The sequence below is a fragment of the Ignavibacteriales bacterium genome, from assembly GCA_026390815.1.
GTDB lineage: Bacteria > Bacteroidota > Ignavibacteria > Ignavibacteriales > SURF-24 > JAPLFH01.
This window is the reverse complement of sequence record JAPLFH010000006.1, coordinates 103,605-126,056: the sequence shown is the minus strand read 5'-3', so window position 1 is coordinate 126,056 and position 22,452 is coordinate 103,605. Positions and strand designations below refer to the sequence as shown.

Annotated in this window: 19 protein-coding genes; all 19 read right to left on the bottom strand. The window is 33.2% G+C overall.

Annotated elements, in window-relative coordinates; all coding sequences use genetic code 11:
- Positions 1-10: 10 nt before the first annotated feature.
- Positions 11-2,116 carry a ribonuclease R gene (gene rnr, locus NTX22_01705; GenBank protein ID MCX6149220.1) on the bottom strand — a complete coding sequence of 702 codons (2,106 nt, stop codon included), beginning with the start codon at positions 2,114-2,116 and terminating at the stop codon, positions 11-13.
- Complete coding sequence (locus NTX22_01700) at positions 2,116-6,567, bottom strand: hypothetical protein (GenBank protein ID MCX6149219.1); 4,452 nt, start codon at positions 6,565-6,567, stop codon at positions 2,116-2,118. The genes rnr and NTX22_01700 overlap by 1 nt, the downstream gene beginning before the upstream one ends.
- A complete protein-coding gene (gene rfaE2, locus NTX22_01695; protein ID MCX6149218.1) occupies positions 6,564-7,046 on the bottom strand; it encodes a D-glycero-beta-D-manno-heptose 1-phosphate adenylyltransferase in 483 nt (160 codons plus the stop codon). Before rfaE2 ends, NTX22_01700 begins: the two co-directional genes overlap by 4 nt.
- Before the next feature lie 26 nt (positions 7,047-7,072).
- Positions 7,073-8,086: a D-glycero-beta-D-manno-heptose-7-phosphate kinase gene (gene rfaE1, locus NTX22_01690; protein MCX6149217.1), complete on the bottom strand. Its 1,014-nt coding sequence runs from the start codon at positions 8,084-8,086 to the stop codon at positions 7,073-7,075.
- Between the two features lie 90 nt (positions 8,087-8,176).
- Positions 8,177-9,259 carry a hypothetical protein gene (locus NTX22_01685; GenBank protein ID MCX6149216.1) on the bottom strand — a complete coding sequence of 361 codons (1,083 nt, stop codon included), beginning with the start codon at positions 9,257-9,259 and terminating at the stop codon, positions 8,177-8,179.
- 84 nt (positions 9,260-9,343) lie between these two features.
- Positions 9,344-10,159, bottom strand: coding sequence for a 3-methyl-2-oxobutanoate hydroxymethyltransferase (panB, locus tag NTX22_01680; GenBank protein MCX6149215.1), 816 nt, complete (start codon positions 10,157-10,159; stop codon positions 9,344-9,346).
- An 8-nt stretch (positions 10,160-10,167) separates the two neighbouring features.
- Positions 10,168-10,860, bottom strand: coding sequence for a hypothetical protein (locus tag NTX22_01675; protein ID MCX6149214.1), 693 nt, complete (start codon positions 10,858-10,860; stop codon positions 10,168-10,170).
- A 44-nt stretch (positions 10,861-10,904) separates the two neighbouring features.
- Positions 10,905-11,681, bottom strand: coding sequence for an acyl-ACP--UDP-N-acetylglucosamine O-acyltransferase (gene lpxA, locus NTX22_01670; GenBank protein ID MCX6149213.1), 777 nt, complete (start codon positions 11,679-11,681; stop codon positions 10,905-10,907).
- Between the two features lie 18 nt (positions 11,682-11,699).
- Positions 11,700-12,476: an acyl-ACP--UDP-N-acetylglucosamine O-acyltransferase gene (gene lpxA / locus NTX22_01665; GenBank protein ID MCX6149212.1), complete on the bottom strand. Its 777-nt coding sequence runs from the start codon at positions 12,474-12,476 to the stop codon at positions 11,700-11,702.
- Between the two features lie 9 nt (positions 12,477-12,485).
- Positions 12,486-13,892, bottom strand: a complete 1,407-nt coding sequence (locus tag NTX22_01660) for a bifunctional UDP-3-O-[3-hydroxymyristoyl] N-acetylglucosamine deacetylase/3-hydroxyacyl-ACP dehydratase (protein ID MCX6149211.1) — start codon at positions 13,890-13,892, stop codon at positions 12,486-12,488.
- A gap of 21 nt (positions 13,893-13,913) precedes the next feature.
- Positions 13,914-14,951 carry a UDP-3-O-(3-hydroxymyristoyl)glucosamine N-acyltransferase gene (gene lpxD / locus NTX22_01655; protein MCX6149210.1) on the bottom strand — a complete coding sequence of 346 codons (1,038 nt, stop codon included), beginning with the start codon at positions 14,949-14,951 and terminating at the stop codon, positions 13,914-13,916.
- Between the two features lie 6 nt (positions 14,952-14,957).
- Positions 14,958-15,470, bottom strand: coding sequence for an OmpH family outer membrane protein (locus NTX22_01650; protein MCX6149209.1), 513 nt, complete (start codon positions 15,468-15,470; stop codon positions 14,958-14,960).
- A 205-nt stretch (positions 15,471-15,675) separates the two neighbouring features.
- Entirely contained in the window at positions 15,676-16,206 is a 531-nt protein-coding gene (locus NTX22_01645) for an OmpH family outer membrane protein (GenBank protein ID MCX6149208.1), read from the bottom strand.
- Positions 16,207-16,302: 96 nt separating this feature from the next.
- The gene (gene bamA / locus NTX22_01640) at positions 16,303-18,801 is read right to left on the bottom strand and encodes an outer membrane protein assembly factor BamA (protein ID MCX6149207.1); all 2,499 of its coding nucleotides are present in this window, start codon (positions 18,799-18,801) and stop codon (positions 16,303-16,305) included.
- Between the two features lie 11 nt (positions 18,802-18,812).
- Positions 18,813-19,589 carry an isoprenyl transferase gene (locus tag NTX22_01635; protein ID MCX6149206.1) on the bottom strand — a complete coding sequence of 259 codons (777 nt, stop codon included), beginning with the start codon at positions 19,587-19,589 and terminating at the stop codon, positions 18,813-18,815.
- A 247-nt stretch (positions 19,590-19,836) separates the two neighbouring features.
- Positions 19,837-20,271 (bottom strand): hypothetical protein, encoded by a 435-nt coding sequence (locus NTX22_01630; protein ID MCX6149205.1) that lies wholly within the window; start codon positions 20,269-20,271, stop codon positions 19,837-19,839.
- Between the two features lie 11 nt (positions 20,272-20,282).
- Entirely contained in the window at positions 20,283-20,531 is a 249-nt protein-coding gene (locus NTX22_01625) for a hypothetical protein (GenBank protein MCX6149204.1), read from the bottom strand.
- A gap of 12 nt (positions 20,532-20,543) precedes the next feature.
- Complete coding sequence (lexA, locus tag NTX22_01620; GenBank protein ID MCX6149203.1) at positions 20,544-21,188, bottom strand: transcriptional repressor LexA; 645 nt, start codon at positions 21,186-21,188, stop codon at positions 20,544-20,546.
- A gap of 114 nt (positions 21,189-21,302) precedes the next feature.
- Positions 21,303-22,439, bottom strand: a complete 1,137-nt coding sequence (locus tag NTX22_01615) for an alkaline phosphatase (GenBank protein MCX6149202.1) — start codon at positions 22,437-22,439, stop codon at positions 21,303-21,305.
- Positions 22,440-22,452 lie beyond the last annotated feature (13 nt).

Sequence of the window (22,452 nt, the reverse complement as noted above, 5' to 3'; positions counted from 1 at the left end):
AATAAATTATTCAATTAAATTTGTCTTCAACAATCTGAAAATCCAATTCCCGTTTTTCTTTATCAACGCGAATTAATTTTACTGTAATTTTATCTCCTAACCGATAACGTTTTTTTGTACTACGTCCAATTAACGAATAATTTTTTTCATCGTAAACATAATAATCGTCCTCCAGGTCTCTAAGTCTTATCAATCCTTCGGCAAGGCTTTGCGTTAATTCTATGAACATACCAAAGTGTGTTATTCCGGAAACCACACCATGGAATTCCTCACCTACGTGATTAGACAAATATTCAACCTGTTTATGTTTAACAGATGTTCTTTCAGCCTCCAGCGCTTTTCTTTCTGTTGCAGAAATATGTTCGCAAATTTCTTCAAGTTCATCTCCACGAAAATATTTTTGCATTCCCGTTTCCAGATAACTGAAAAGCAACCGATGCGTTATTAAATCTGAGTACCTTCTAATCGGAGATGTAAAATGACTATAGAACTTAAAGCCCAATCCATAATGACCAATATTTTTTGTGGAATAAATTGCTTTTGCCATAGTTCTAATTGCTACATCGTTTATCAAATCTTCTTCTTCGGTGCCCTTTACTTCTTCTAACAATTTTTGGAACTGTTTAGTTTTGTTTGCTGAATTTGGATCAAAAGAAAAACCCAAGGATTTTACAAAATTTGCAAATTCTCTTATTTTTTCTTCATTCGGTAAATCGTGAACACGGTAAACAAACTGCATTTCCGATTTACCTTTACCTCCACCAATATGCTTAGCTACAATTTGATTTGCAAGCAACATATATTCTTCAATTAATTCATGGCTTTCTTTAACTATTTTCTTTTCAATTTGAATCGGTACACCAAGTTCATTAAGAACAAATTTAACCTCCGGACTAATGAAGTTTATACTTCCCTTAGACATCCTTTTGTTCCGAAAAGTTCTGGCAAGATCATTAAGTAGAATAAGTTCGTTAGCAAAATCTCCAGCCTTTTTCTCAATAACTTCCTGCGCTTCATTATAGGTAAATCTTCTTTTACTGTTGATGATTGTCTTCCGAATTTGATAATCAATTAGTTTACCATCCTTAGTAGCTTCTGCAAGTACAGAAAAAGTAAGTCTATCTTCATTTGGAACCAAAGAACAGATACCGTTAGAAATTCTTTCCGGCAGCATTGGTATAACTTTACCAACAAAGTAAACGCTGTTTCCACGCTGGCTTGCTTCAACGTCCAGGTTAGTTCCATCATCAACAAAATGGCTTACATCGGCAATGTGAATACCAACCATGTAATTACCATTTTCCAAAACTTCTATTGAAACTGCATCATCTAAATCTTTTGCGTCTTCGGGATCGATTGTAATAATATTTTTACTTCTAAGATCCAAACGCTTTGCTATTTCTTCTTCTTTAATTTCCAGAGTGATATGATTAGCTTCTTTTAGAACAGATTTTGGAAAAACATATGGAAGGTTGAATTCCCTTGCCAGAGCCGAAATTTCTGTATCATAAGAACCGGATTTCCCCAGAATTTCTTTTACTTTACCTTCTGGATTCAGATTTGATGATTTCCAATCAATTTTAGAAACTACAACTTTATCCCCGCTCTTTGCACCATTCAGATCTTTCTCGCCAATGTAAATATCTCTGTGAATGCTCCTGTCATCGCTTTTAACAAAGTAAAATGCTTTTGTCTTATGGAGGTCGCCAACAATTTCTTCTTTACCTCTTTTGATAATATTTACAATTTCGCCTTCAAGATTTTTACCTTTTTGCTTCGCAAATAAAGATACTTCAACAGTATCACCGCTAAAAGCTGTTCCTAAATTTCTTGATGCAATAAAAATATCACCAGCTTCCGATTTAGTTAAAGTAACAAAACCAAAACCTCCTTCGGTTATGCTGATTGTACCAATTAACTTTCCTTCAGTTACAGAATTGTACCTGAACCGCTTGCCTTTTTTTATCAAAATATTCTCCTCAACCAGGTCGTGTAACATTGATTTCAGAGCTGAATATTCGTGCTCATCTTGCATTTGAAGTTTCTTAGCAAGCTCACTCGTTTTGATGTTAACGCCTGGATTTTTCTTAAAGTACGCAATAATTTTTTTCTTCATTAAAATACAAACTTATATTTAATAGCAATTTCGTTAATTTTTTCAGAGTTATTCATATTCTCAAGTATCGGATCTTTTCGTTCAAACCTGATAAGAAAGTAATCGCTGAACGGGTATTCCAATTTTAAGTTTGCTTTACTAATGTCCTGGAATTCTTCGGTTTTAGTTCCAAGAGAATACTTCAACTTTTGAATTTTGCCGCTGACAGATAATCTTTGAGAACTTCCCCGCTGCTCAAGTTCAATATTTCTAACAACGTCACCAAGATATTCGTTTGCAAAGGAAGATAGAATTCCGCTTAATGCTGAGTTTGCATATCCATTTGGATTAAATAAACCACTTATAGAAGCTTTACTTCCAGCCGTCTGCCCGCTTACAAACTCTCCAGTTAAAATAAAAAATATTGCATCGGCAGCGCTTTTATCAGGTGATGGAATGTCCCGATCAATATTAGTCTGGGTCTCATAGACGGCAATGTTTTTAGAACTTTTGGAAAGGTTCTCTCCCAATTTATCCACTGGACCTTCAAGCCTTATTTTTACAGCAACAGCTGTATCTCCGCGTTCGCTTTGGTAGGTTGCTACAATATCCAACCTGGGATTTGTGGGTTCGCGCTCAAAATAAATTTTTCCTTCAGCTGTAAAAGTTTTGAAGAAAGTTAATTCAGAACCTTCTAATAATTTAAATTCACCTTGTGCAATACCGCCGCTTTCAAAAAGTAAATCGCCGCTTAAGACAGCTTTTAATTTTTGATTAGCTTCCTGGTTTAAAATTAAATTTAAGATTGCTTCTTCTTCAGTTCTAATTCGTACATCGTAACCAAAGTTAGATGATTTTTTAGGTCGATTAATTTTTATTGGATTATGCTTTTTAGAAAGAGCAATCACTTCTTTAAACTCATCTTGCTTTTCATCAATTTTGGATGAATCAACTACGTAACGATAAACGTAATCACTACCGGTGCTGTATGATGTTTCGGTTTGTGGAATAGTAATGTTGGCATTTTTAAGTAATACAATTCCCTTAAAAAAACTAAAGCCATCTTTATAAGTAAACAACCAATCACCGTCAGTTTTAATTGTAAGATCTCCATAAAAATAAGGCATAGCAGATTTTGATTCAGGTGACAACACAACAAGATCTCCACGAATGTTCATATCTGCTGTACTTTCATTAAAATTAATTTTTCCACCCCCAAACATTCTTCCTTTAAAAACTGTTTTGCCAGTATTTCTTAAATTAAAGTTTTCTAGAATGATGGAACTACCTTGAAACAACAAACTCATATCCAAACCATACGGCAGATTATTTTGAAGCGGCGTAAAAGCTCCGTTTGAAAGATACATGTTTCCATTCAAATTGATGTCATTCAACGTTCCACCAATCATTAAATCGGCAAACAGTTTACCTCCTAAATCTTTTACAGCAGGAATGAAATTCCCAAATCCACTTAGATCAAACTCTTTGGATTTAAGAGAAAGTTGAACTGCTTGATCTTTTAATAATCTTTCCTTCGCTCCAACAAATGCTAAATTAATTGGAATTTGACCAAGGATTGCTAAACTTGGATTATCCTGATTGAATGTTGTATCCAGAAACTTTATGTCTGATGTAAGAAGTAATTGACTGTAATTAAATCCTGCTCTTAAAGAACCAAGCTTTATTCCTTTAGCAATAATATTATCAACATTTAATTGAAGTTTAATAATTGGCTGATGTAAGAATCCACTAAGCTGAGCATTAAGATTTATTTTACCTGACAGAGTATTAGGATTTAGTTCAGCTAAATTGTTTATCATTTCCAAATCAAGATTTGATACCTTAGCCGAAATTTCTTCCAAACCGTTGCCAAATATTTTACCGGATAAATCTATGGAAGAGCCGTACCTGACTAACAGAAACTTCTGAAGTTCAAAATAATCTTTGTTATAAAAAGCCTTCAACTCACCATCGTTCTCCCATATAAATTTTTTGTAATCCAGATAAAACTTATCGGTAGATAATTTCAAATTATTATTGGAAAAATCTACCTTACCAGTTACAGCGGCGCTGATGGTAGTATCCAATTGAGCTGATAAATCATAGCCTAAAACGTTTTTGTTTAAATTCAATTTCAAAGAAAAATTATTTACATCAGTTCCAGAAAATACTCTTTCGGTTGTTAATATTAAATTTCCTAAAATATTATCTGTGGCAGCAACTTGGTTTTCTCTGCTTCCATTAAAGCTTAAATTAAAGTTTGAGACATAAACGACATTATCATTAGTGATCATCTTCAAGTGATTGAAAATGGCATTAGTTGAAAATTCAAATTGCCGATCTCCGTTTTTTATACTGCCAAAAATCTTGCCTTCTAAATCAAAGTTTTTGAAGTTGGTTAATGCAGCAATCTTACTTAAATCTTTTATTACTAAATCGTAACTCATGGCAAATTTATTTTTCACAAAGTCAGGAATTTTTTCTTCTTTAGCTAATTGAAGATCAAACTCTTTTGCTTTTCCTAAGTCTCTGAAAAACGCATATGGATTAATTTCATTTACTTTTCTTTTAGCTAAGTTGGAAACTGTTTCAACTTCATAACCGATTACATTAGCCGCATCTTTTAAAGAAAAATTACCTTTTATATTCAGGTCAAAAAAATCAGATGACAATTTGATCAACTGTAAATCTGCACTGGGTCTGGTATAGCTTAGGATAAATTCTGTTGGGTGAATATTTATTGTAGTGTATTTGGAAGAATCAATTCGAACTATTAGTTTGCTATTCATTCTGTCGAGATCAAAACTCTTGCCTCTTAATTCCATTGAAAGATTAAGGTTGGAATTCATTGCAGGATTTTTTAGAATTTTTTCAAGATTCAGGTTTGTTAGATTTCCAAAAATCTCATATACAGGATTTTTGGAATCATAAAAATCAATATTTCCATTTAAGTTAAATCTGCCGCCATCAGCAAGAGTTTCCATTTTAAAATCGAAAATACCATCTTTAGCATCAGTATTTAATTTTAGTGAATCCACTGAATACTTTGCATACGAAGATGGTGACAAATTTATTTTTATTTTTGATGTGAGATTTTGCGGATTAGTTCCTTCGCCTTGTATAATTGCTCTTAAGTTAATGTTGGTTGATGATTTAATTATCGGTGATAAATTTAAACCGGTCGTATTTAATGAAACATCATACTTTATCTTGTCGGATGTAAAATCTAATTTTAAATCCGATTTAATATTACCCTGCGGTAAATCAGCACTAAAACTTGCTTTAAAATTTGTCGGCTTTCCTTCAAAATCTGCTACAATATTTTTTATTTTTAAATCAGGAAATTCATGTAGCTGAACACTTGGTAATAGTTTTGTAATATCCTGCTGGTTGATATAAGAATTTGAAATATGTGCTTTGATAAAAAGATTCTTGGGATTGTGCAAGTCCAATAAGGTTGCAGTTCCTTCAATATGCGTATTCAAATAATCAAGCATTATTTTATCAATTTTTATATTGCCATAAGTGCCGGAAGCATACAATGTTGTAGTAACAATACCTTTAATTAAATCAGTAGCAGGAACAAAACTTGAAAGCTCTGAGAAATTAAATATTCTTGTAGTTAACTTAAGTTTAAGAGGTGAGGTTTTTAATTTTGCATAAGTAAAATTTTTAAATAAATGAAAATTATCCAGCGAAGCATCTAACTCGAAATCTGTGCCTCTTGTTTTAACAGCAAGATTTTTAACTCTAGCATAATTTTCTGTTAACTCAAACTTTCCTGAAAGATTTCTTAATGAAAAGTTACTGAGATTAGTATAACAACTTATTCCATCAATGTTAAGTAAGAAATCTTTTTTTGAAATGTTGATAAAAGCATTTAATGAAAGGTAAAGACTATCAACCCGGAAATCATCAAGGTTGAGAAATGGATAAGACTTTATACTATTTTTATTTTCATAGGTTGCACTTTTAAATTTTACATTTCTTAGGTTAAGGTCGGATATCCTAATTGAAAACGGAAATTCAGATTTTGAAGTATCTTTGGGTGTTGGTTTTGCCAAACGACTTATATTGTATTTCCCTGAAGAATCTTTCATCAATTCAATTTTTGCATCTTCTATAGAAAAGTCTCGGATGTGTATCTGTTTTAATAAAATTCTAAGCGGTGAGGTTTGTAGTTCAATTTTTTTTGCAATAAGGATTGTGTCTTTATCCAGCGTAAGAAGTGTGTTCCTAAGAATTAATGAAGTAAGAATTGTTCCATCAATTTTTTCAAGATAAAGTTTACCATTTATGTTAGCATTTACAATTTCAATTACATTATCCCGCAGAAGATTCCGGAAAGTTTTAGTTTGAGAGAAGCCGATAAAAATTACAATCAGAATAAATATTCCAATAAAAACACCCAGAAACACATTTACAATTTTATGAAACAGTGTTCTATTCTTTTTTACTTTAGTTTCTGTCATCCGTCTTTGTAACGCTCTAAAATTGTTTTTATTATTTTAGAAGTTGATTGATCGTTTACAAAAGTAATTGTCTTAACTTCACCGCCGTTAGCTTCAACTATATCTCTTCCCACAATCTTATCAATTGCCCAATCTGCACCTTTAACAAGAATATCAGGAATCAATTCATCAATTATTTCCTTTGGGGTTGGTTCATCAAAAAAAGTAACATAATCCACAGCTTTAAGATTACTAACGAGAATTGCTCTCTCTTCCTGGCAAATGATTGGACGCTTATCCCCTTTTATAATTTTCATAGATGAATCACTATTGATTCCAACTATTAAAATATCGCCCAGAGTTTTTGCTTTATTCAAATAATCAACATGACCGGCGTGTAGAATATCGAAGCAGCCATTTGTGAAAACTACTTTTTTTCCTTCAGTTTTATGCTGCTTACGAACTTTTATTATTTCTTCACGAGTCAGGGTGTTTTCCATAGTGTAATTTGATGATTTATATTCTATTAAAGTAAATTGTTTTGATGTTCGATATCATATCCAACTTCATCAAAAAGTTTTTCAGCCAAAATTGGAACAATGCCAACTTCCTCACAAACTAAACCACCTGCATAATTAGCAAGGTAAGCTGCCTCGTGTATATTGGCTTTAGCTGCTAATGCCATTGTTAATGTTGCAATAACAGTATCGCCTGCTCCGGAAACATCTGCAACTTTTCTTGCTTTGGTTGGAATTCTAACAACATCATTACCTTTTTCAAAAATTGCAATCCCTTTCTCTCCTAAAGTAAGAAGAACATATTTAGCATTCAATCTTTCCAACAATTTATTTCCAGCTTTAAGTATGTCTTCATCAGATTGTATTCTCATTCCAAATGCATCTTCGGTTTCTTTTCGATTCGGTTTAAATACAGTAACATCCTTATAATTGAAAAAATTATTGAACTTTGGATCTACTGAAATTATAACATTATTTTGTTTTGATAAGTTTATTACTTCATCGATGATCTTTGGTGTTAGAACTCCTTTGTTGTAATCTTCAAGGATTACTCCATCAAGTTGTGATATATTTTCTTTTAAATAATTAAGAATCTTACCTTCGATGTTTTCGGCAATGTAATTTTTCTTTTCTTGATCAATTCTAACAATATGCTGATTGACAGCAATAACTCGGGTTTTTGTTGTAGTTGGTCTCTGGTCATCTGTTATAATACCTTCACTGGAAATGTGAACATCTTCCATTAGTGAATTGAAAATTGAACCATGATTATCGTACCCGATAATTCCAACTGGTACTGGTATTCCACCAAGTGTTGAAATATTATAAGCAACGTTTGCAGCGCCACCAAAACGGTAGAATTCATCATCAACTTCAATTACCGGAACAGGCGCTTCCGGGGATATTCTTTTCACATCACCCCAAAAGTAGCAATCGAGCATCATATCACCAATTACTGCAATTCGTAATCCTTGGAATGCGGATTTTAATTCTTTTAATCTTTCTTTGGGTATGTTGAACATGTTTTGCCTCTGTTAATTCTAATAGCTAAAAATTGAGGATAAGATTAAACTATAATATTCCATAAATAATATAAGCTGAATAAAAACTTTCTATTTTTTCCATCTCGCAAGTTCATTCATTATTTTTATTTTTAATAAACCCGCTTCTGTACCTATCCACATACTTTCATTATCATAATACATACAAATAATTTTATCTGTGCGTAATTCCAATTCATCCTTGCTTATCATTCTAACTCTTTTTGTAATTCTATCAATAAGCGCAATTCCTTGCCCAACCTGCTCTTTATTTGTTTTATCAAACTGGTATAAACTTGCCCATATTAAATTCCCAGTACGCTCCATACAAAATATACCATTGCCTTTAAGTCCATAAGTTTGATCTATTCTTTCCCAAATAGCTTTTCTGTTATACTGGTAAATTCCTCCAATATTAAAATTTGGTCTTTGATCGGTTACAAATTCATCCAGAGCAAACCAAATATTATTTTTTTCAAAAAGGATATCTGCAATAGAAACACCATCTCCTTCGCTATTAAAATTGCCATTCTTGCTGGATAAAAATTCTAACGAAGTTTTATCTTCAATATCTTTTTTCTTATCGTATTTATGAATTCCAGCTTCAGTTCCAAACCATACTAAAGAATCGCCATCCAGTTTAATACTTTTAATGTTGTTAGTTTTTACATCGTTGTTAATTGTTAAATCATAATCGCTGAATTTTTGTTTTCCAATATCAAGTTTTGTTAGATATTTAAAACGCCCAATCCATAAAACATCCTGAAAGTTATCATATGCAATGGCACGTATCCAGTTTCCTAATTCGCCGCCAAGTCCAAACTTTCTTTTCTGCCAGTTATTTCTCTTTTTATTAAATGTAAACAACCCATCGCTTGAACCAGCCCAGACAAAATCTTTACTAATGGTTATGCAATAAAAAAAATCTTGCTGTAAATTTCCACTGGATGTAGAATAATTTATCCATTTATTTTCTTTTTTAAGGTAACAATAAATTCCCTTACCATAAGTCGCCACCCAAGTTTCGGAATCGTTTCCAACTATACCAGAGATTGAAGCGCCATTCAGAAAAGATTCAATTGCAGTTTTATCCTGCGAACAAACTGAAGTTGTTGTAATAAAAATAATCGTCAATATTATTAATAATTTATTCATATGTATTTCGAATTGTGGAATGCTAAATGCCGATTAAAAAATTTTTTATCTTTCTGAAATCTGCAATCAGCAATCTTAAATTAATCAGTAGCTTTCTTTTTCTGATGGGAATTGTTTTTCTTTTATATCTTTTACATAGTTTTTTACTGCTTCAACAATGTTGTTTGCAAGCTCTGCATAGTGTCTAACAAAACGTGGATGGAAATCAACATTTAGACCAAGCATATCTGGTGTAACAAGAATCTGTCCATCACAATATATTCCGGCTCCAATTCCAATCGTTGGGATGGAAATATGTTCCGTTATTCTTTTTGCCAGATCAGCGGGAATTTTTTCCAGCACAATTGAAAACGCTCCGGCTTCTTCCAAAATTTTAGCATCCTTTAAAAGAATTTCTGCTTCCTGTGTGTCAGTTCCACGTGCTTTATAGCTGCCAAATTGATGAATACTTTGCGGGGTTAAACCGATATGTCCCATTACGGGTATGCCGGCGTCAGTAATTTTTTTTATAGTTAGCGCAACTCGCTCGCCGCCTTCTAATTTAACTCCACCTGCCGGGGTCTCTTTCATTATTCTGCCAGCATTTCTAAATGCTTCATCTATGTTTGTTTGATAAGACATAAATGGCATGTCTACCACAACCATCGCTCTATCAACTCCTTTACAAACAGCTTTAGTGTGATAGATCATTTCATCCATTGTAACTGGTAATGTTGTTTCATTTCCCTGGAATACATTGCTGAGAGAATCGCCAACCAAAATCAAATCTATACCAGCTTGATTTAAAAGATTTGCAGTAATAAAATCGTACGCAGTTAATGCGGTAATCTTAATTCCCTTCTGCTTTGATAGGTATAATGTTTTGGTTGTAATTTTTCTAAAATCAGTATGTGTACTCATAGTCCACCTTAAATATCAACTTTTTCTATTAGTTTAATTTCCCATTCTTTTTCAAAACCTTCAACTAAAGCTAAAGATAATTTTTCGTAACCAACAGAGTATTTTAAGATTGAATTTAGATCGATTGTTTTTTCAGAAAGATGTTCTTTGATAATATGAACTTCAGTTTCAGGAAGATTCAAATAATCAATTATTTTTAAATGAAAATCTCCACAAAGAATTGATCCATGCTGAAGAACTACTTTGTCCATCTTCCGCTGAGCACTTCCAATAAGTTTTTTGCTTTTCCATTTAACTTCACTTTTTGCAGAGCTGGCAAAGCAAGCAACGCCTTTAGGATCTTTCAGAAGTTCAGCAAAATCCGGTTGAATATTTTCAAGCTCTACTTCATTTAATTTAGCATCATATGAAACTAAACCACTGACCAGCGCAAGGCTAATTTTTTTATAAATATCAGTTGGGGTTAGTCCACCATTAAGCGGATATACAACTGAATACGTAATTTCTTCGGCGTGTAAAATAGCTCTTCCACCGGTAGGACGTTTTACAACATCAATTCCATCGGATGAAACTTTCTCTAAATTAATATCTTCAAACTTTTGATTAGCACCAAGAGAAATGCAGAATGGTTTCCACTGATACAAGCGAAAATATGCTTGATCTTGTGAACAAGTTTTGGCAAGGTTTATATCGAATGCCATATTGTAATCTCCGGTATTTTCTCCAGAGTTTATAAATTGCCAATTCAATTTCCTATTATTCCCCTTTCACTTGAATTTAAGAATTCGAGAATATCTTTTGTAAAAGTTTCGTCCCCAAATTCAGCTTGAATTTTTTCCTTTGCTTGTGTAACATTTAAATGAGAATTAAACAAGTAGTTGTAAATCTCTTTTATCTTAAAAACATTTTCAATTGTAAAACCATTTCTGCGCAAACCAATTTTATTTAGTCCACCATAACTTAATTCAGCACCGCCAGCTAAGATAAACGGTGGAACATCTTTAGAAACTTTTCTTAAACCCTGCACCATACAAAATTTCCCGATCCTGCAGAACTGATGAATCTTAACCAACCCGCCTATCACCGCGTTATGGTGAATTTGTACGTGTCCTCCTAAATGTGTGCAATTGGCAATGGTTACATTATCTTCGAGAATGCAATCGTGAGCGATATGCGTATAAGACATTAGATAAACTTTTTTTCCAATAACCGTTTTATTAGTGGCTGCAGTACCACGATGAATTGTATTATATTCATGTAGCGTTGAATCATCACCAATAAAACAATATGTAACTTCACCTTTGAATTTCAAATCCTGTGGTATATGTGCGATAGAGGCAGAATGATAAATTTTTACACGGCTACCAATCCGAGCATAATCATAGATGACACTTCTTGGACCAATGAATGTATCATCACCAATTTCAACATCATCATGGATAATTGCGAAAGGAGAAACAGTTACATTTTCCCCCAGCCTTGCTTTTTTACTTACGATTGCGGTCGGATGTATATTTACCATAAATTTATATTCGCAGTTTTACTTACCTAACAATCCTCTATGACTTCTGTTGATGAAATCCAGAACTTCTTTTGCAAGAGGATCATTGGGAAAATCATTTGTAATTTTTTCTTTTGCCTGAGTAACATTTAACTGCGAATCATAAAGAATATGATAAACTTTTTTAAGAGAATCTAATTGTTCGGTCGTAAATCCACGTCTACGTAATCCAACTACATTCAATCCAGCGTACTTCAAAGGTTCATCAGCAGCAAGAATGAATGGTGGAACATCTTTGCCTACGCCAGTACCGGTACCAATCATAACGTGTTTTCCAATTTTACAAAATTGGTGTACTGGAACTGAACCTCCAATTATTACCCACTCATCAAGTTCAGTAAAACCGCCAAGCTGTGCAGCGTTGGCAATTATACAGTTATCGCCAATTCTGCAATCATGTGCAACATGAGAGTAAGCCATCATTAAAACATTTTTACCAACTACAGTTTTTCCCGTATCCACTGTTCCTCGGTGGATAGTAGCAAACTCGTGAATGTTTGTATTATCACCAACATAACATAGTGTAGGCTCATTATTATACTTCATATGCTGAGGAACATGGGAAATGGAAGCACCCTGGTAAATATTAACTTGTTTGCCAATTCTTGCCCCTTCATAAATTACAACGTGTGGACCAATATGGCAGCCATCATCAATAGTAACGTTATCATTTATCAAAGTATAGGGACCTACAACAATATTATCACCAAGTTTTGCATTTTCATTTATGATCGCGGTAGGATGAATTTCGTTCATAATATTTTTTTACTTAGAATTTTGGTTTATATCTCTATCAACAACTGCTGCCATAAAATCGGCTTCGGCAACTAAAACATCTCCAACATAAACTTTACCGGCAAACGATGCAACTTTACTTTTCTTACCAGTCAATTCTGCTTTAATTATCATTTGATCACCCGGAAGAACCGGTTTTCTAAACTTGGCATTATTTATTTGCATAAAGTAAGCGATCTTATTAGGGAAAGCATTAACTAACAAAATGCCACCTGTTTGTGCCATTGCTTCAATTATTAATACACCAGGAAATACTGGATGCCCGGGGAAATGCCCTTGAAAAAATGGTTCATTAATGGATACTGATTTTACACCAATTATTTTTTTATCAAGTTCAAGGTGAATTATTTTATCAACCATAAGGAAGGGATAGCGATGAGGTAAAATTCTCATAACTGCTTCGGTATCGAAAACCACGCCTTCAGTTTTTATGAACTGATATTTCTTTACAAATTTTTTCTGCTGGTAAAGTTTACGGATTTGTTTTGCGAATTCAACATTAGAACGATGACCGGGGCGTGCAGCTAATATTTGGGCTTTAATTGGTGCTCCAATTAATGCAAGATCGCCGAGCATATCAAGCAATTTGTGGCGAACGGGCTCATTCCTGAATCGTAAAGTTTTATTATTTAAATATCCGGTTGTTCCAATATAAATTTCAAAATCAAGTCCAAGCTTTTGTTTTAACATATTAGCTTCGTCTTCATCAACGGTTTTATCAATGATGACAACAGCGTTATCAAGGTTACCACCTTTTATCAAGCCACGGTCAGCGAGCATTTCAATTTCGCTTAAAAAGCTAAAAGTTCTTGCAGGTGCAAACTCGGTAACAAACTCCTTTTCCAAATCGAATAAACCTGAATGCTGGCTACCTAAAGAAGGATTTTGATAATCGACCATAGCCGTTACTCTAAATCCATCAAGCGGCAATGCAACTATATCAACCTGTCCTTCGTCGCTGTGGTATTGCACTGTTTCATCAATAACCAAATAATCTTTAGGAGCTTCCTGCTGCCGGAATCCGGCTTCAAGCAAAATATTAACATAAGGCAACGCACTTCCATCACCAACCGGTGGTTCTATTCCGTCCAATTCAATTATGATGTTATCAATTTGCAAACCTGCTACGGCAGCAAGCACATGTTCAACTGTGTAAACTTTTGCTTCTCCAATTGCCAGAGTAGTCCCGCGCGAAATATCAACAACATTATCTGCAATAGCTGGAATTTCCGGATTACCACCCAAATCAGTTCTAACAAATCTTATCCCATAATTTTCCGCTGCTGGTTTGAAGGTCATAGTACAAGATGTACCAGTATGTAAACCCACTCCAGAGATTGAAACGGGATTAACAATTGTTCTTTGTAGTTCAAGCATTATTAAAATTTCCTTTCATCATTATTTTGCTTTTTCTTTCAATGCTTGAACTTCTTTTTCAAGCTCTTTTATTCTATCAATAAATGCTGGTAAGTTTCTAACAAGGGCTTCCGATTTTAATGCAGTTCTATAATCCTGAACAGGTGAACCACGATATTGTCCGGATTTACTAATTGATTTGGAAACCCCGGACTGAGCACCGATTATTACTCTGTCTGCCAATTCGATATGGCCCACTATTCCGGTTTGTCCGGCAAGAATACAATTTTTCCCAATCTTCGTGCTGCCGGAAATTCCACTTTGAGCAACAACCACAGTGTTTTCACCTATCACCACGTTGTGCGCTACCTGTACCAGATTATCTATTTTTACACCCTTCTTAATTACCGTTGAACCAAAAGAAGCACGGTCCACCGAAACATTAGATCCAATTTCTACATCATCTTCAATTATAACATTTCCTATCTGGGGAATTTTATGATAGACTCCGTTTGCATCCGGATTGTATCCAAAACCATCAGAACCGATAACGGTACCAGAATGAATAATTACTCGTTTTCCAATTTTACATTTTTCTCTTATGGTTACATTCGGAAATATTAATACGTCATCATCAATTTCAACATCGTTTAGCAAAACTGTATTGTGATAAATTTTAACATTATTACCAATTGAGCATCCCGCTGAAACGACAACATTTTTTCCGAGTGAAACATTTTGTCCAATTGTTGCAGTGCTATCTATAAACGATGTTGAATCCAATCCAATAAGATTAAACTCCGGTTTAAAATATTTTTCAATTATCTTAAAAAAAGCGGTATTGGGATTTTGAACTTCGATGTATGTAATATCAGTTCTGGATTTAATAAAATCCGGTTTGATAAGAATGGCAGTAGCTTTAGTATCCAGAAAATATTTTTCGTAAGCCGGAAGATATAAGAATGTTAAATCACCTTGCTTGGCTTCCTCAATCTTAGAAATATTTTCAATTAAAATATTTTCATCGCCAAAAATTTTGCCGTCAATTAGTTCCGCAATTTCTTTTAGACTTAGCTTCATTTAGCATTATTTTAATTTTTCAAGAACAATATTTGTAATGTCATATTTCTCCTTGGCATACAAAAATAGAACATCCCCGCTTCTATCGAAAACAAAATCCAGGTCCTCATCAATTGCAACTTTTTTAATCGCATCGAAAACCCGGTTCTGAATCGGTTTCATAACCTCATCCTGTTTCTGAAATAATTCACCGTTTGCACCAAATTTTTTTTGACGGTAATCATTCATTTTTTCTTCTAACTTAACCAATTCGCCTTCAACTTCGGCGCGGGTTTGGTCGCTCATTATCAATTTACGTTTTTCATAATCATCATATTTATCTTTCCAGTTCTTTTCAAGTTTATTAAGCTCGGTTTGCCAATCCTTGATAATTACATCAAGTTTCTGCTGAGCGTCTTGAGCATCTGGTAGTTTATCCATTATAGTGTCGGAATCAACATAACCAATTTTTAATTGCGCGTTAAGCGAGCCGGAAATACCGTAAATTATTAGAGCGATGATAAAAAAATATTTTTTCATTCTTGCACCTTAGGATGTTTTATAAAAAAAAGTAGATATTAAATCATCCATTACCAAATTAGTTTATACAATATCAAAAAATAAACAGCCCCAACAATTTTGTTGGGGGAAAAATCTGTTAAGCAGGATTAAATTTCAAATGAAAGTTTAATTTTTATTAGATTCAAAATCAATAAATTAAACAGTTCTCACATTTTAAATAAAACTATTTTCCACGTTTCAATTTATCTAAAACTTTATAAGTAATATCGAACTGAACATCTGCGTAAAGTAAAAGAATATCGCCGCTTTTATCGAAAATAAAATTCATCGCTTCTTCTTTAGCAACTTCCTGAATCCCTTTCATAATTTTTTCTTTAACGGGAGCAAAAAGTTCTTCCTGCTTTTTATATAATTCTCCACCTTGCGCAAACTTTGCTTGTTTGTACTGATTTAATTCCTGCTCTTTATTTACAATAACTTGCTGAGCATCCTTTAATTTTTCAGGACTCATTGTTCCCTGTTGTTTCTGATAGGTTGCATAATCAGTTTGTAAATTAGCTGTCATACTATCTGCTTTGGCGTACCATCCTTTTGCTATTTTATCTAAATCACCCTGAGCTTTTATTGCTTCTGGTAAAGTATTCAACATAACTTGTGAATCCACAAAACCTATTTTTTGTTGTAATTGAGTTTGAGCATTAGTCATTGATATTGCAAGAATAACAAGAGCTGCAATTAAAAGAAATTTTTTCACGTTTACCTCGAAATTATTTTATTAAAAAAACTGCTATTCATATAAGGATAATTTGAATAATGTCAAACAACATTATTCGATAAAACTATTATTTAACTAAAATCCCTTCCCAAATTGAAAATGGAAAAGCCACGCAGGGTCTTTCCCATCAACACTTTTCCTGTCGAATCCGTAACCAAAATCGAATCCTATTAATCCAATTGGGTTAATAAGCAATCTTGCACCAATACCAGCAGAACGTTTAAGATCAAAGAAGTTAGCATCAGTGTTAATTTCCCTAAAAACATTACCAGCTTCAGCAAAAGCCAAAATGTAAATTGGAATTGGCTCCAAAGCAAGCGCCGCCCGAACTTCAACGGTGTAACGTGTCATTACATTACCGCCAAGGTTTTTATTTTCAGTTGTTACAGGACCGATTGTTCTATCCTCATAACCTCTTAGCGGTACAGTAGCAATTACCAAACCATTTCCACCCATCCAAAATCTTTCGAATGGATTTATAAGCGATTGTGATTTAAAATCAAGTTCGTGCAAATAACCTAATTCTGCTACAGAATACAAAGCAATTCTGTTTGTATTAAAAAGTCTTTTATACCACTCAGCTTTGAACTGAAGTTTATAATAATTAACATCACCTGGTAAGAACGGACCGCCGGAAATTTCGGCATCTAAAGATACAGAAGAACCTTGAGAAGGAAAAATCGGATTATCGATATTTCTTCTGCTTAAAGTTGTTCCAAGTGTATATTGTTGCCGTTTACCTTCGGGATAGTAAATGCCACCTTCTTTAACATCGTAGTTTTGATATTTGAAGAATCCTTGAATGTTTGAATACATATCTGGCCAGGTTAATCTTCTTCCAACACGGACTGTACCACCATACTGACTAAGATCATAAATGTATTGCTGACGGGTATCAAATACTTCGAAACCGAGCAATGTTGGGGTATCCATAAACCATGGCTCAGTAAAGCCGACGGTAAAAGTTCTATAATAATTCCCAACACCAAACTGCCAGTTGAAGTTTAAAATTTGTCCTCCACCTAACTGGAACGGTTCACCGATTGAAAAATTATTTAATGTTACACCTACAGCACCACTAAATCCAAAACTACCGCTGTAGCCAACTGATGCATTTAAATAGTCGCTCGATTTTTCTTCTACTTTGTAAGTTACATTAACAGTACTATCATTTACAGGAAAATAATCAACTCCTTCCTGATATAGTTTCTCCACATTAAAATATTGAGTATTAGCCAGCTGCTGCAAACTTGTGAAAATAGCACTTCGGCTAAAATAATCATTTGGCACTGTATAAAGTTCGCGGCGTATAACCTTATCCTTAGTTTTGTCGTTTCCTTGAATTTCGACTCTGCCAACTTTGAATTGATTGTTTTCAACTACCTGGATAATAATATCGAGAGAATCATCTGCAACTTTCTTTTCTGAAGAATTGAATCGCGAACCCAAATAACCATTATCTACATATAGAGCAGCAACATCGTTTTGTTTTTCGTTTGGTCCACGCAGATTCTTTTGAAATTTGTCGTAATCGTAAATGTCGCCTTTCCTAAAATCGAGTCTGGAATTTAAAACGTCTTCTTTATAAACAGTATTTCCTTCCCAGATAATATTTCTGATTTTGTACTGTGCTCCTTCATAAATGTTAAGAACAATTTTAACGTCTTTTTTATCGTTAAAATAAATTAAAGAATCGGAAAGGATTTCAAAATCGCGAAAACCTTTTTTACGAAAGAACGTTGTAAGAAGTTTTTTATCGTCTTCAAATTTTTTCTTATTTAATTTTGCACTGCTCCAAAATTTCCACCATTTTGCTTCTTTGGTCTCTTCAAACTCGCTTTTCAAATCATCATCATCAAATGCCTTGTTTCCATTAAACTCAATTATTCTAACAACAACTTTATCACCTTCATTTATTTTGAATTTTACCAAAATTCTATCTTTAATTTTAGAAATAAAATTATTAGAATTTTCCTTAATGTTATACGTGGTTTTATATTCATCGGAAAGGTCCAATGTATTTTGCCAGGTAACTTCAATTTCTTCATCAATAGTATCTGCCGAAAAAAAAGAATACTTAATTGGTTCAATTACAGCATTAAGTAAACCATCTTCCTCGTACAATCCTTTAATTTTTGTTTTGATATTATAAAGTTCTTGTGTTTTAAGAATTTGTCCACGAACCAGATTGATTTTCGCTTCAATATCCTTTGTGCTTTTATCATCGTTTCCTTCAATAACATATTTTTCTATTCTCTGGTATTCTGTAACTTTTATTAAAAGAAAAACACCGCGATCAATTTTTTTGTCTATTAAAATTTGAACATCAGAAAAAATATTTAATGCCCATAACTGGCGTATTGCGTTCATTGTTTGATCACCAGGAATTTCAATCTCATCCCCTACTTTAAGACCTGTATTTGCTATAATAGTTGTTGCATCAGCAGACTTGCTGCCCTGAACTGATATACCAAGAATTTGATACTGTGTTCTTGCAGTTTGTGAATAGGATGATGAACTTATAATAATTAATAAAATAAGTCCTAGAGATATTGCGCGGAGAGTTTTAAGCATCAGTTTTTACCTTAATTCTTCATGGATATTTGTTCGCTGACTAAACCAAACCTACGTTCTCTTTTCTTAAAATCTTTAATCGCATCAAATAAATGATTACGATTAAATTCAGGCCAAAGAACATCTGTAATATAAACTTCTGAGTAAGCAATCTGCCAAAGTAGAAAATTACTTATTCTAAACTCACCGCCACTCCGTATAACTAAATCCGGGTCAGGCATTTCTGCGGTGGTTAAGTTTTGTGAAATTATTTTTTCATTTATATCATCAATTTTTAATTCATCAACGTAAGTAAGATGTGCAACACGCTTAAATGCTTCAACTAATTCCCACCTGCCACTGTAACTTAAAGCAAGATTCAGAACCATCTTAGTATTTTTTGAAGTCATTTTAATTGCATCGTTTAGTTCTTTCTGCACAATTGTTGGCAAAGATTCAAAATCGCCTATAGTCGTAAGTCTAATATTGTTCGAATGAAGTTCCTTAGTTTCCTTATGCAAACTCTTAACTATTAATCTCATTAGTGTAGAAACTTCATCTTTAGGTCTTTTCCAGTTTTCCGTGGAAAATGTGTATAGAGTTAAATACTTTACACCAACTTCCACGCAAGCTTCCACAATTTGTCTAACAGTTTCTACACCTTTTTGATGACCGGCTACTCGTGGTAATCCTCTTCTTTTAGCCCATCTACCGTTACCATCCATAATAATAGCAATGTGGTTGGGGATATTTCCAGAGCTTTTTAATGAATCTGTTTTAATTTTAGAGTCCTTGTATGGCTTACCCAATTGTCTCTCTTTAGAATCAATTTGAGTTCAAAAAATACTTGAACCACCCTAAAATGTCAAGGTAATAGAATTCATTATAAATTATCTTCAATTTTACCAAGACTATTTAATTTGAACAGCTCAATTTAGATGAATAAACGCAGATTGTTTGACAATTCAAAACCTATTTTGTTTCTGCATTTAAAGATAAGTTGATATTATGAAATAAAGTAAGTAGGAAAAATATTTTTGAAAACTAATTTTGGGTTTATGAAAAATTATTGGGAATATGGTCCTCTTTAGCTGTATTAGTGGTGGAAGGTAATTTTTCATTTAGGATAACAAGTTTAATATTTCTAGAAGCATCAAGGCTTAAACTTTCTACTGCTATCCTTGCTCTGGAAAAATTTTCAGGATGAATTCCAACAAACAAAATAACACGCTTGTTGGAATATTTGGTTTGTCTTGTTGCAAGGAACTCAAGTTTTGCATTTATTTTACTGTCATTTAGCTCTTCATCAGTTAATACCACTCCCAGGGCAAATCTTTTTTTAAATCTGCCCACAGCATCAACATCATATTTGCCAATGGGTGTTGGTTCTGGTAAATATGTACCAAACTTTCTCCTAACAGTCATATATCCATTCATCCAAAAATGTTTAATCAATTCATCAATATTTTCACGAACCGATGTAGTTGTCATTTCATCACTCCTTAGTTAACAAGAGAAATAATAGGAATTATTGGAGAAAATCTTAAATTGCTAAGCACTTTAATATTAGCAATTCTTTTGTATTCAAATTTTTTAACATAACTTGAAAAATCCGGTCGTCCATAAATTACCTTTTGACCTGTTTTATCATGCGAAATGAAGTAAGGTTCCAGCGTAATTTCTTCCATCCCGTAAAGGAATCTTATTTTCCTTCTATTATTTATAGCGCTATAAAATATTTCAGATTTCATATTAACTCCTTTTTAATTATACCACCTGATAACACCAACAACCTTCCCAATTATAGAAAAGTCTTCTCTATCATTTACTTGTATAGCTGTATACTTAACGTTTTCCGGTACCAGAAAAGTTTCATAACCTCTTACTTCAAACCTTTTTACTGTTGCATCATCTCCAAGTAATGCGATGATGATTTCTCCATTAGAAGCATATTTTTGAGGTGACACAACAACAATATCATCTTCAAAAAGTCCGGCGTTGATCATACTATCACCTTTAACTTTTAAGGCAAAACAATTTTTAGAATTTTTAACTATCCTTTGATCAATTGTTAAGTAACCATCAATATTTTCAACTGCTAAAATAGGCAAGCCAGCAGCAACCCTACCAACTATCGGAATTTCATTTGGACTTCTTTGTAATTCCTTTTCTTCTTTTGCCTTTAGTTGATTCAAATTTACAATTGTAATTGATCTACTAATATTAGAGTCGACATTAATTTTACCTTTTTTACCTAAGGCATCTAAATGCCTTTTAACTCCAAATGTTGAAACAATATTAAATCGCTTTCCAATTTCTCTTAAAGTAGGTGGATAACCTTTTTCATTAAGATGCTCTTTAATAAAGTTCAAAACTTCTTCTTGTCTTTCTGTTAATTCATTTTTCATTATAGTGCTCAATTGTTCACTACAATAATAGTAAACAAATGTGCACTTGTCAATACCCTGAGCATTTTTTTTTAATTTTTTTTATTTTAGGGAAAGGAGAGATTTAATAGAAGTTTATTTTGTTGTAGTACGAGAGACAATTGGTTTAGAATTTCTAGTAGGATTAATTAGTTTAAAGAAATTTTTTCCAATCTGATTAATGTTCATAATACCTCGAAAGTTTTCTTCTCCAGGTCCATAAGCAAAAATTCCAACACAATTTGCTGTATGACCAAATGTAAGAAAGCCAAATTTTATATCTGAACCATCATTTTTACCAGAGACAATTGAAGCACCACCAGTTTCATGATCCGAAGTTATTACAACAAGAGTATTGCCATCTTTTTTTGCAAAAGTTAAAACTGATTCAATTGTTCTTTCAAACTCAGTAAGTTCAAGCATAATCTGCTTTTGATTATTAGCATGAGCCGCCCAATCAATTTGAGAACCTTCAATCATCAATACAAATCCATTTTTATTTTGTTCAAGATGTTTAAGTGATGATGTAGTTAATTCGCTTAATGAAATATTTCTTTGACCAACTGGTTTTAATCCATCGTCATCCAATAAAGCAAATAACTTTTTTGTGCCATTGTAGGTTTTCAATTCATCCGAGTCTTTGTAAAATAAATATCCTTTTGTCTTTAGTGAATCAACCAAATCCAATCCATCACTTCTTCCCCCTCCTTTGGACTGAGTAAGAAAAAATTTTAATCCTCCACCGATGGCAATATCAATTCCACTTTCAACATATTGCTTTGCAATCTCAAATTCCCGTGCACGGTTATCAATATGTGCAACAAAGCAGGCAGGTGTTGCGTTAGTAATAGAACTTGTAACCACAACTCCCGTAGATAATTTATGTTTCTTTGCAAATTCAAAAATATTTAGGAGTGGAATTTTTGCAGAATCTACACCGATATATTTATTGTTAGTTTTATATCCCGAAGCTAAGGCTGTAGCACCGGCAGCAGAATCTGTAATTAAATTATCGGCAGAACAGGTTATGGAAAGTCCAATTGAATTAAATTCCTTGAAAGGATTTTTATCATCGTTTAGAATGGAAGCAGTGATATAATTTAGCCCCATTCCATCACCAATCATTATGATTATATTTTTTGGCTTTTTGCCATTCTCAGAAAAAATTCTGTTTGATGGAAATAGGATTAAAAATAAAAAAACTAATCGAAAAAATTTATTTGAACACAACATTAACATCTATTTC

What these genes read in the sequence shown, in the direction of transcription:
- NTX22_01615 (MCX6149202.1), bottom strand. Translation starts at nt 22,439, where the DNA reads ATGTTGTGTTCAAATAAATTTTTTCGATTAGTTTTTTTATTTTTAATC.
- NTX22_01675 (MCX6149214.1), bottom strand. Translation starts at nt 10,860, where the DNA reads ATGGCATTCGATATAAACCTTGCCAAAACTTGTTCACAAGATCAAGCA.
- NTX22_01660 (MCX6149211.1), bottom strand. Translation starts at nt 13,892, where the DNA reads ATGCTTGAACTACAAAGAACAATTGTTAATCCCGTTTCAATCTCTGGA.
- NTX22_01650 (MCX6149209.1), bottom strand. Translation starts at nt 15,470, where the DNA reads ATGAAAAAATATTTTTTTATCATCGCTCTAATAATTTACGGTATTTCC.
- lpxD (MCX6149210.1), bottom strand. Translation starts at nt 14,951, where the DNA reads ATGAAGCTAAGTCTAAAAGAAATTGCGGAACTAATTGACGGCAAAATT.
- rfaE2 (MCX6149218.1), bottom strand. Translation starts at nt 7,046, where the DNA reads ATGGAAAACACCCTGACTCGTGAAGAAATAATAAAAGTTCGTAAGCAG.
- NTX22_01700 (MCX6149219.1), bottom strand. Translation starts at nt 6,567, where the DNA reads ATGACAGAAACTAAAGTAAAAAAGAATAGAACACTGTTTCATAAAATT.
- lexA (MCX6149203.1), bottom strand. Translation starts at nt 21,188, where the DNA reads ATGAAAAATGAATTAACAGAAAGACAAGAAGAAGTTTTGAACTTTATT.
- panB (MCX6149215.1), bottom strand. Translation starts at nt 10,159, where the DNA reads ATGAGTACACATACTGATTTTAGAAAAATTACAACCAAAACATTATAC.
- lpxA (MCX6149213.1), bottom strand. Translation starts at nt 11,681, where the DNA reads ATGGTAAATATACATCCGACCGCAATCGTAAGTAAAAAAGCAAGGCTG.
- NTX22_01685 (MCX6149216.1), bottom strand. Translation starts at nt 9,259, where the DNA reads ATGAATAAATTATTAATAATATTGACGATTATTTTTATTACAACAACT.
- NTX22_01630 (MCX6149205.1), bottom strand. Translation starts at nt 20,271, where the DNA reads ATGACAACTACATCGGTTCGTGAAAATATTGATGAATTGATTAAACAT.
- rfaE1 (MCX6149217.1), bottom strand. Translation starts at nt 8,086, where the DNA reads ATGTTCAACATACCCAAAGAAAGATTAAAAGAATTAAAATCCGCATTC.
- lpxA (MCX6149212.1), bottom strand. Translation starts at nt 12,476, where the DNA reads ATGAACGAAATTCATCCTACCGCGATCATAAATGAAAATGCAAAACTT.
- rnr (MCX6149220.1), bottom strand. Translation starts at nt 2,116, where the DNA reads ATGAAGAAAAAAATTATTGCGTACTTTAAGAAAAATCCAGGCGTTAAC.
- NTX22_01625 (MCX6149204.1), bottom strand. Translation starts at nt 20,531, where the DNA reads ATGAAATCTGAAATATTTTATAGCGCTATAAATAATAGAAGGAAAATA.
- bamA (MCX6149207.1), bottom strand. Translation starts at nt 18,801, where the DNA reads ATGCTTAAAACTCTCCGCGCAATATCTCTAGGACTTATTTTATTAATT.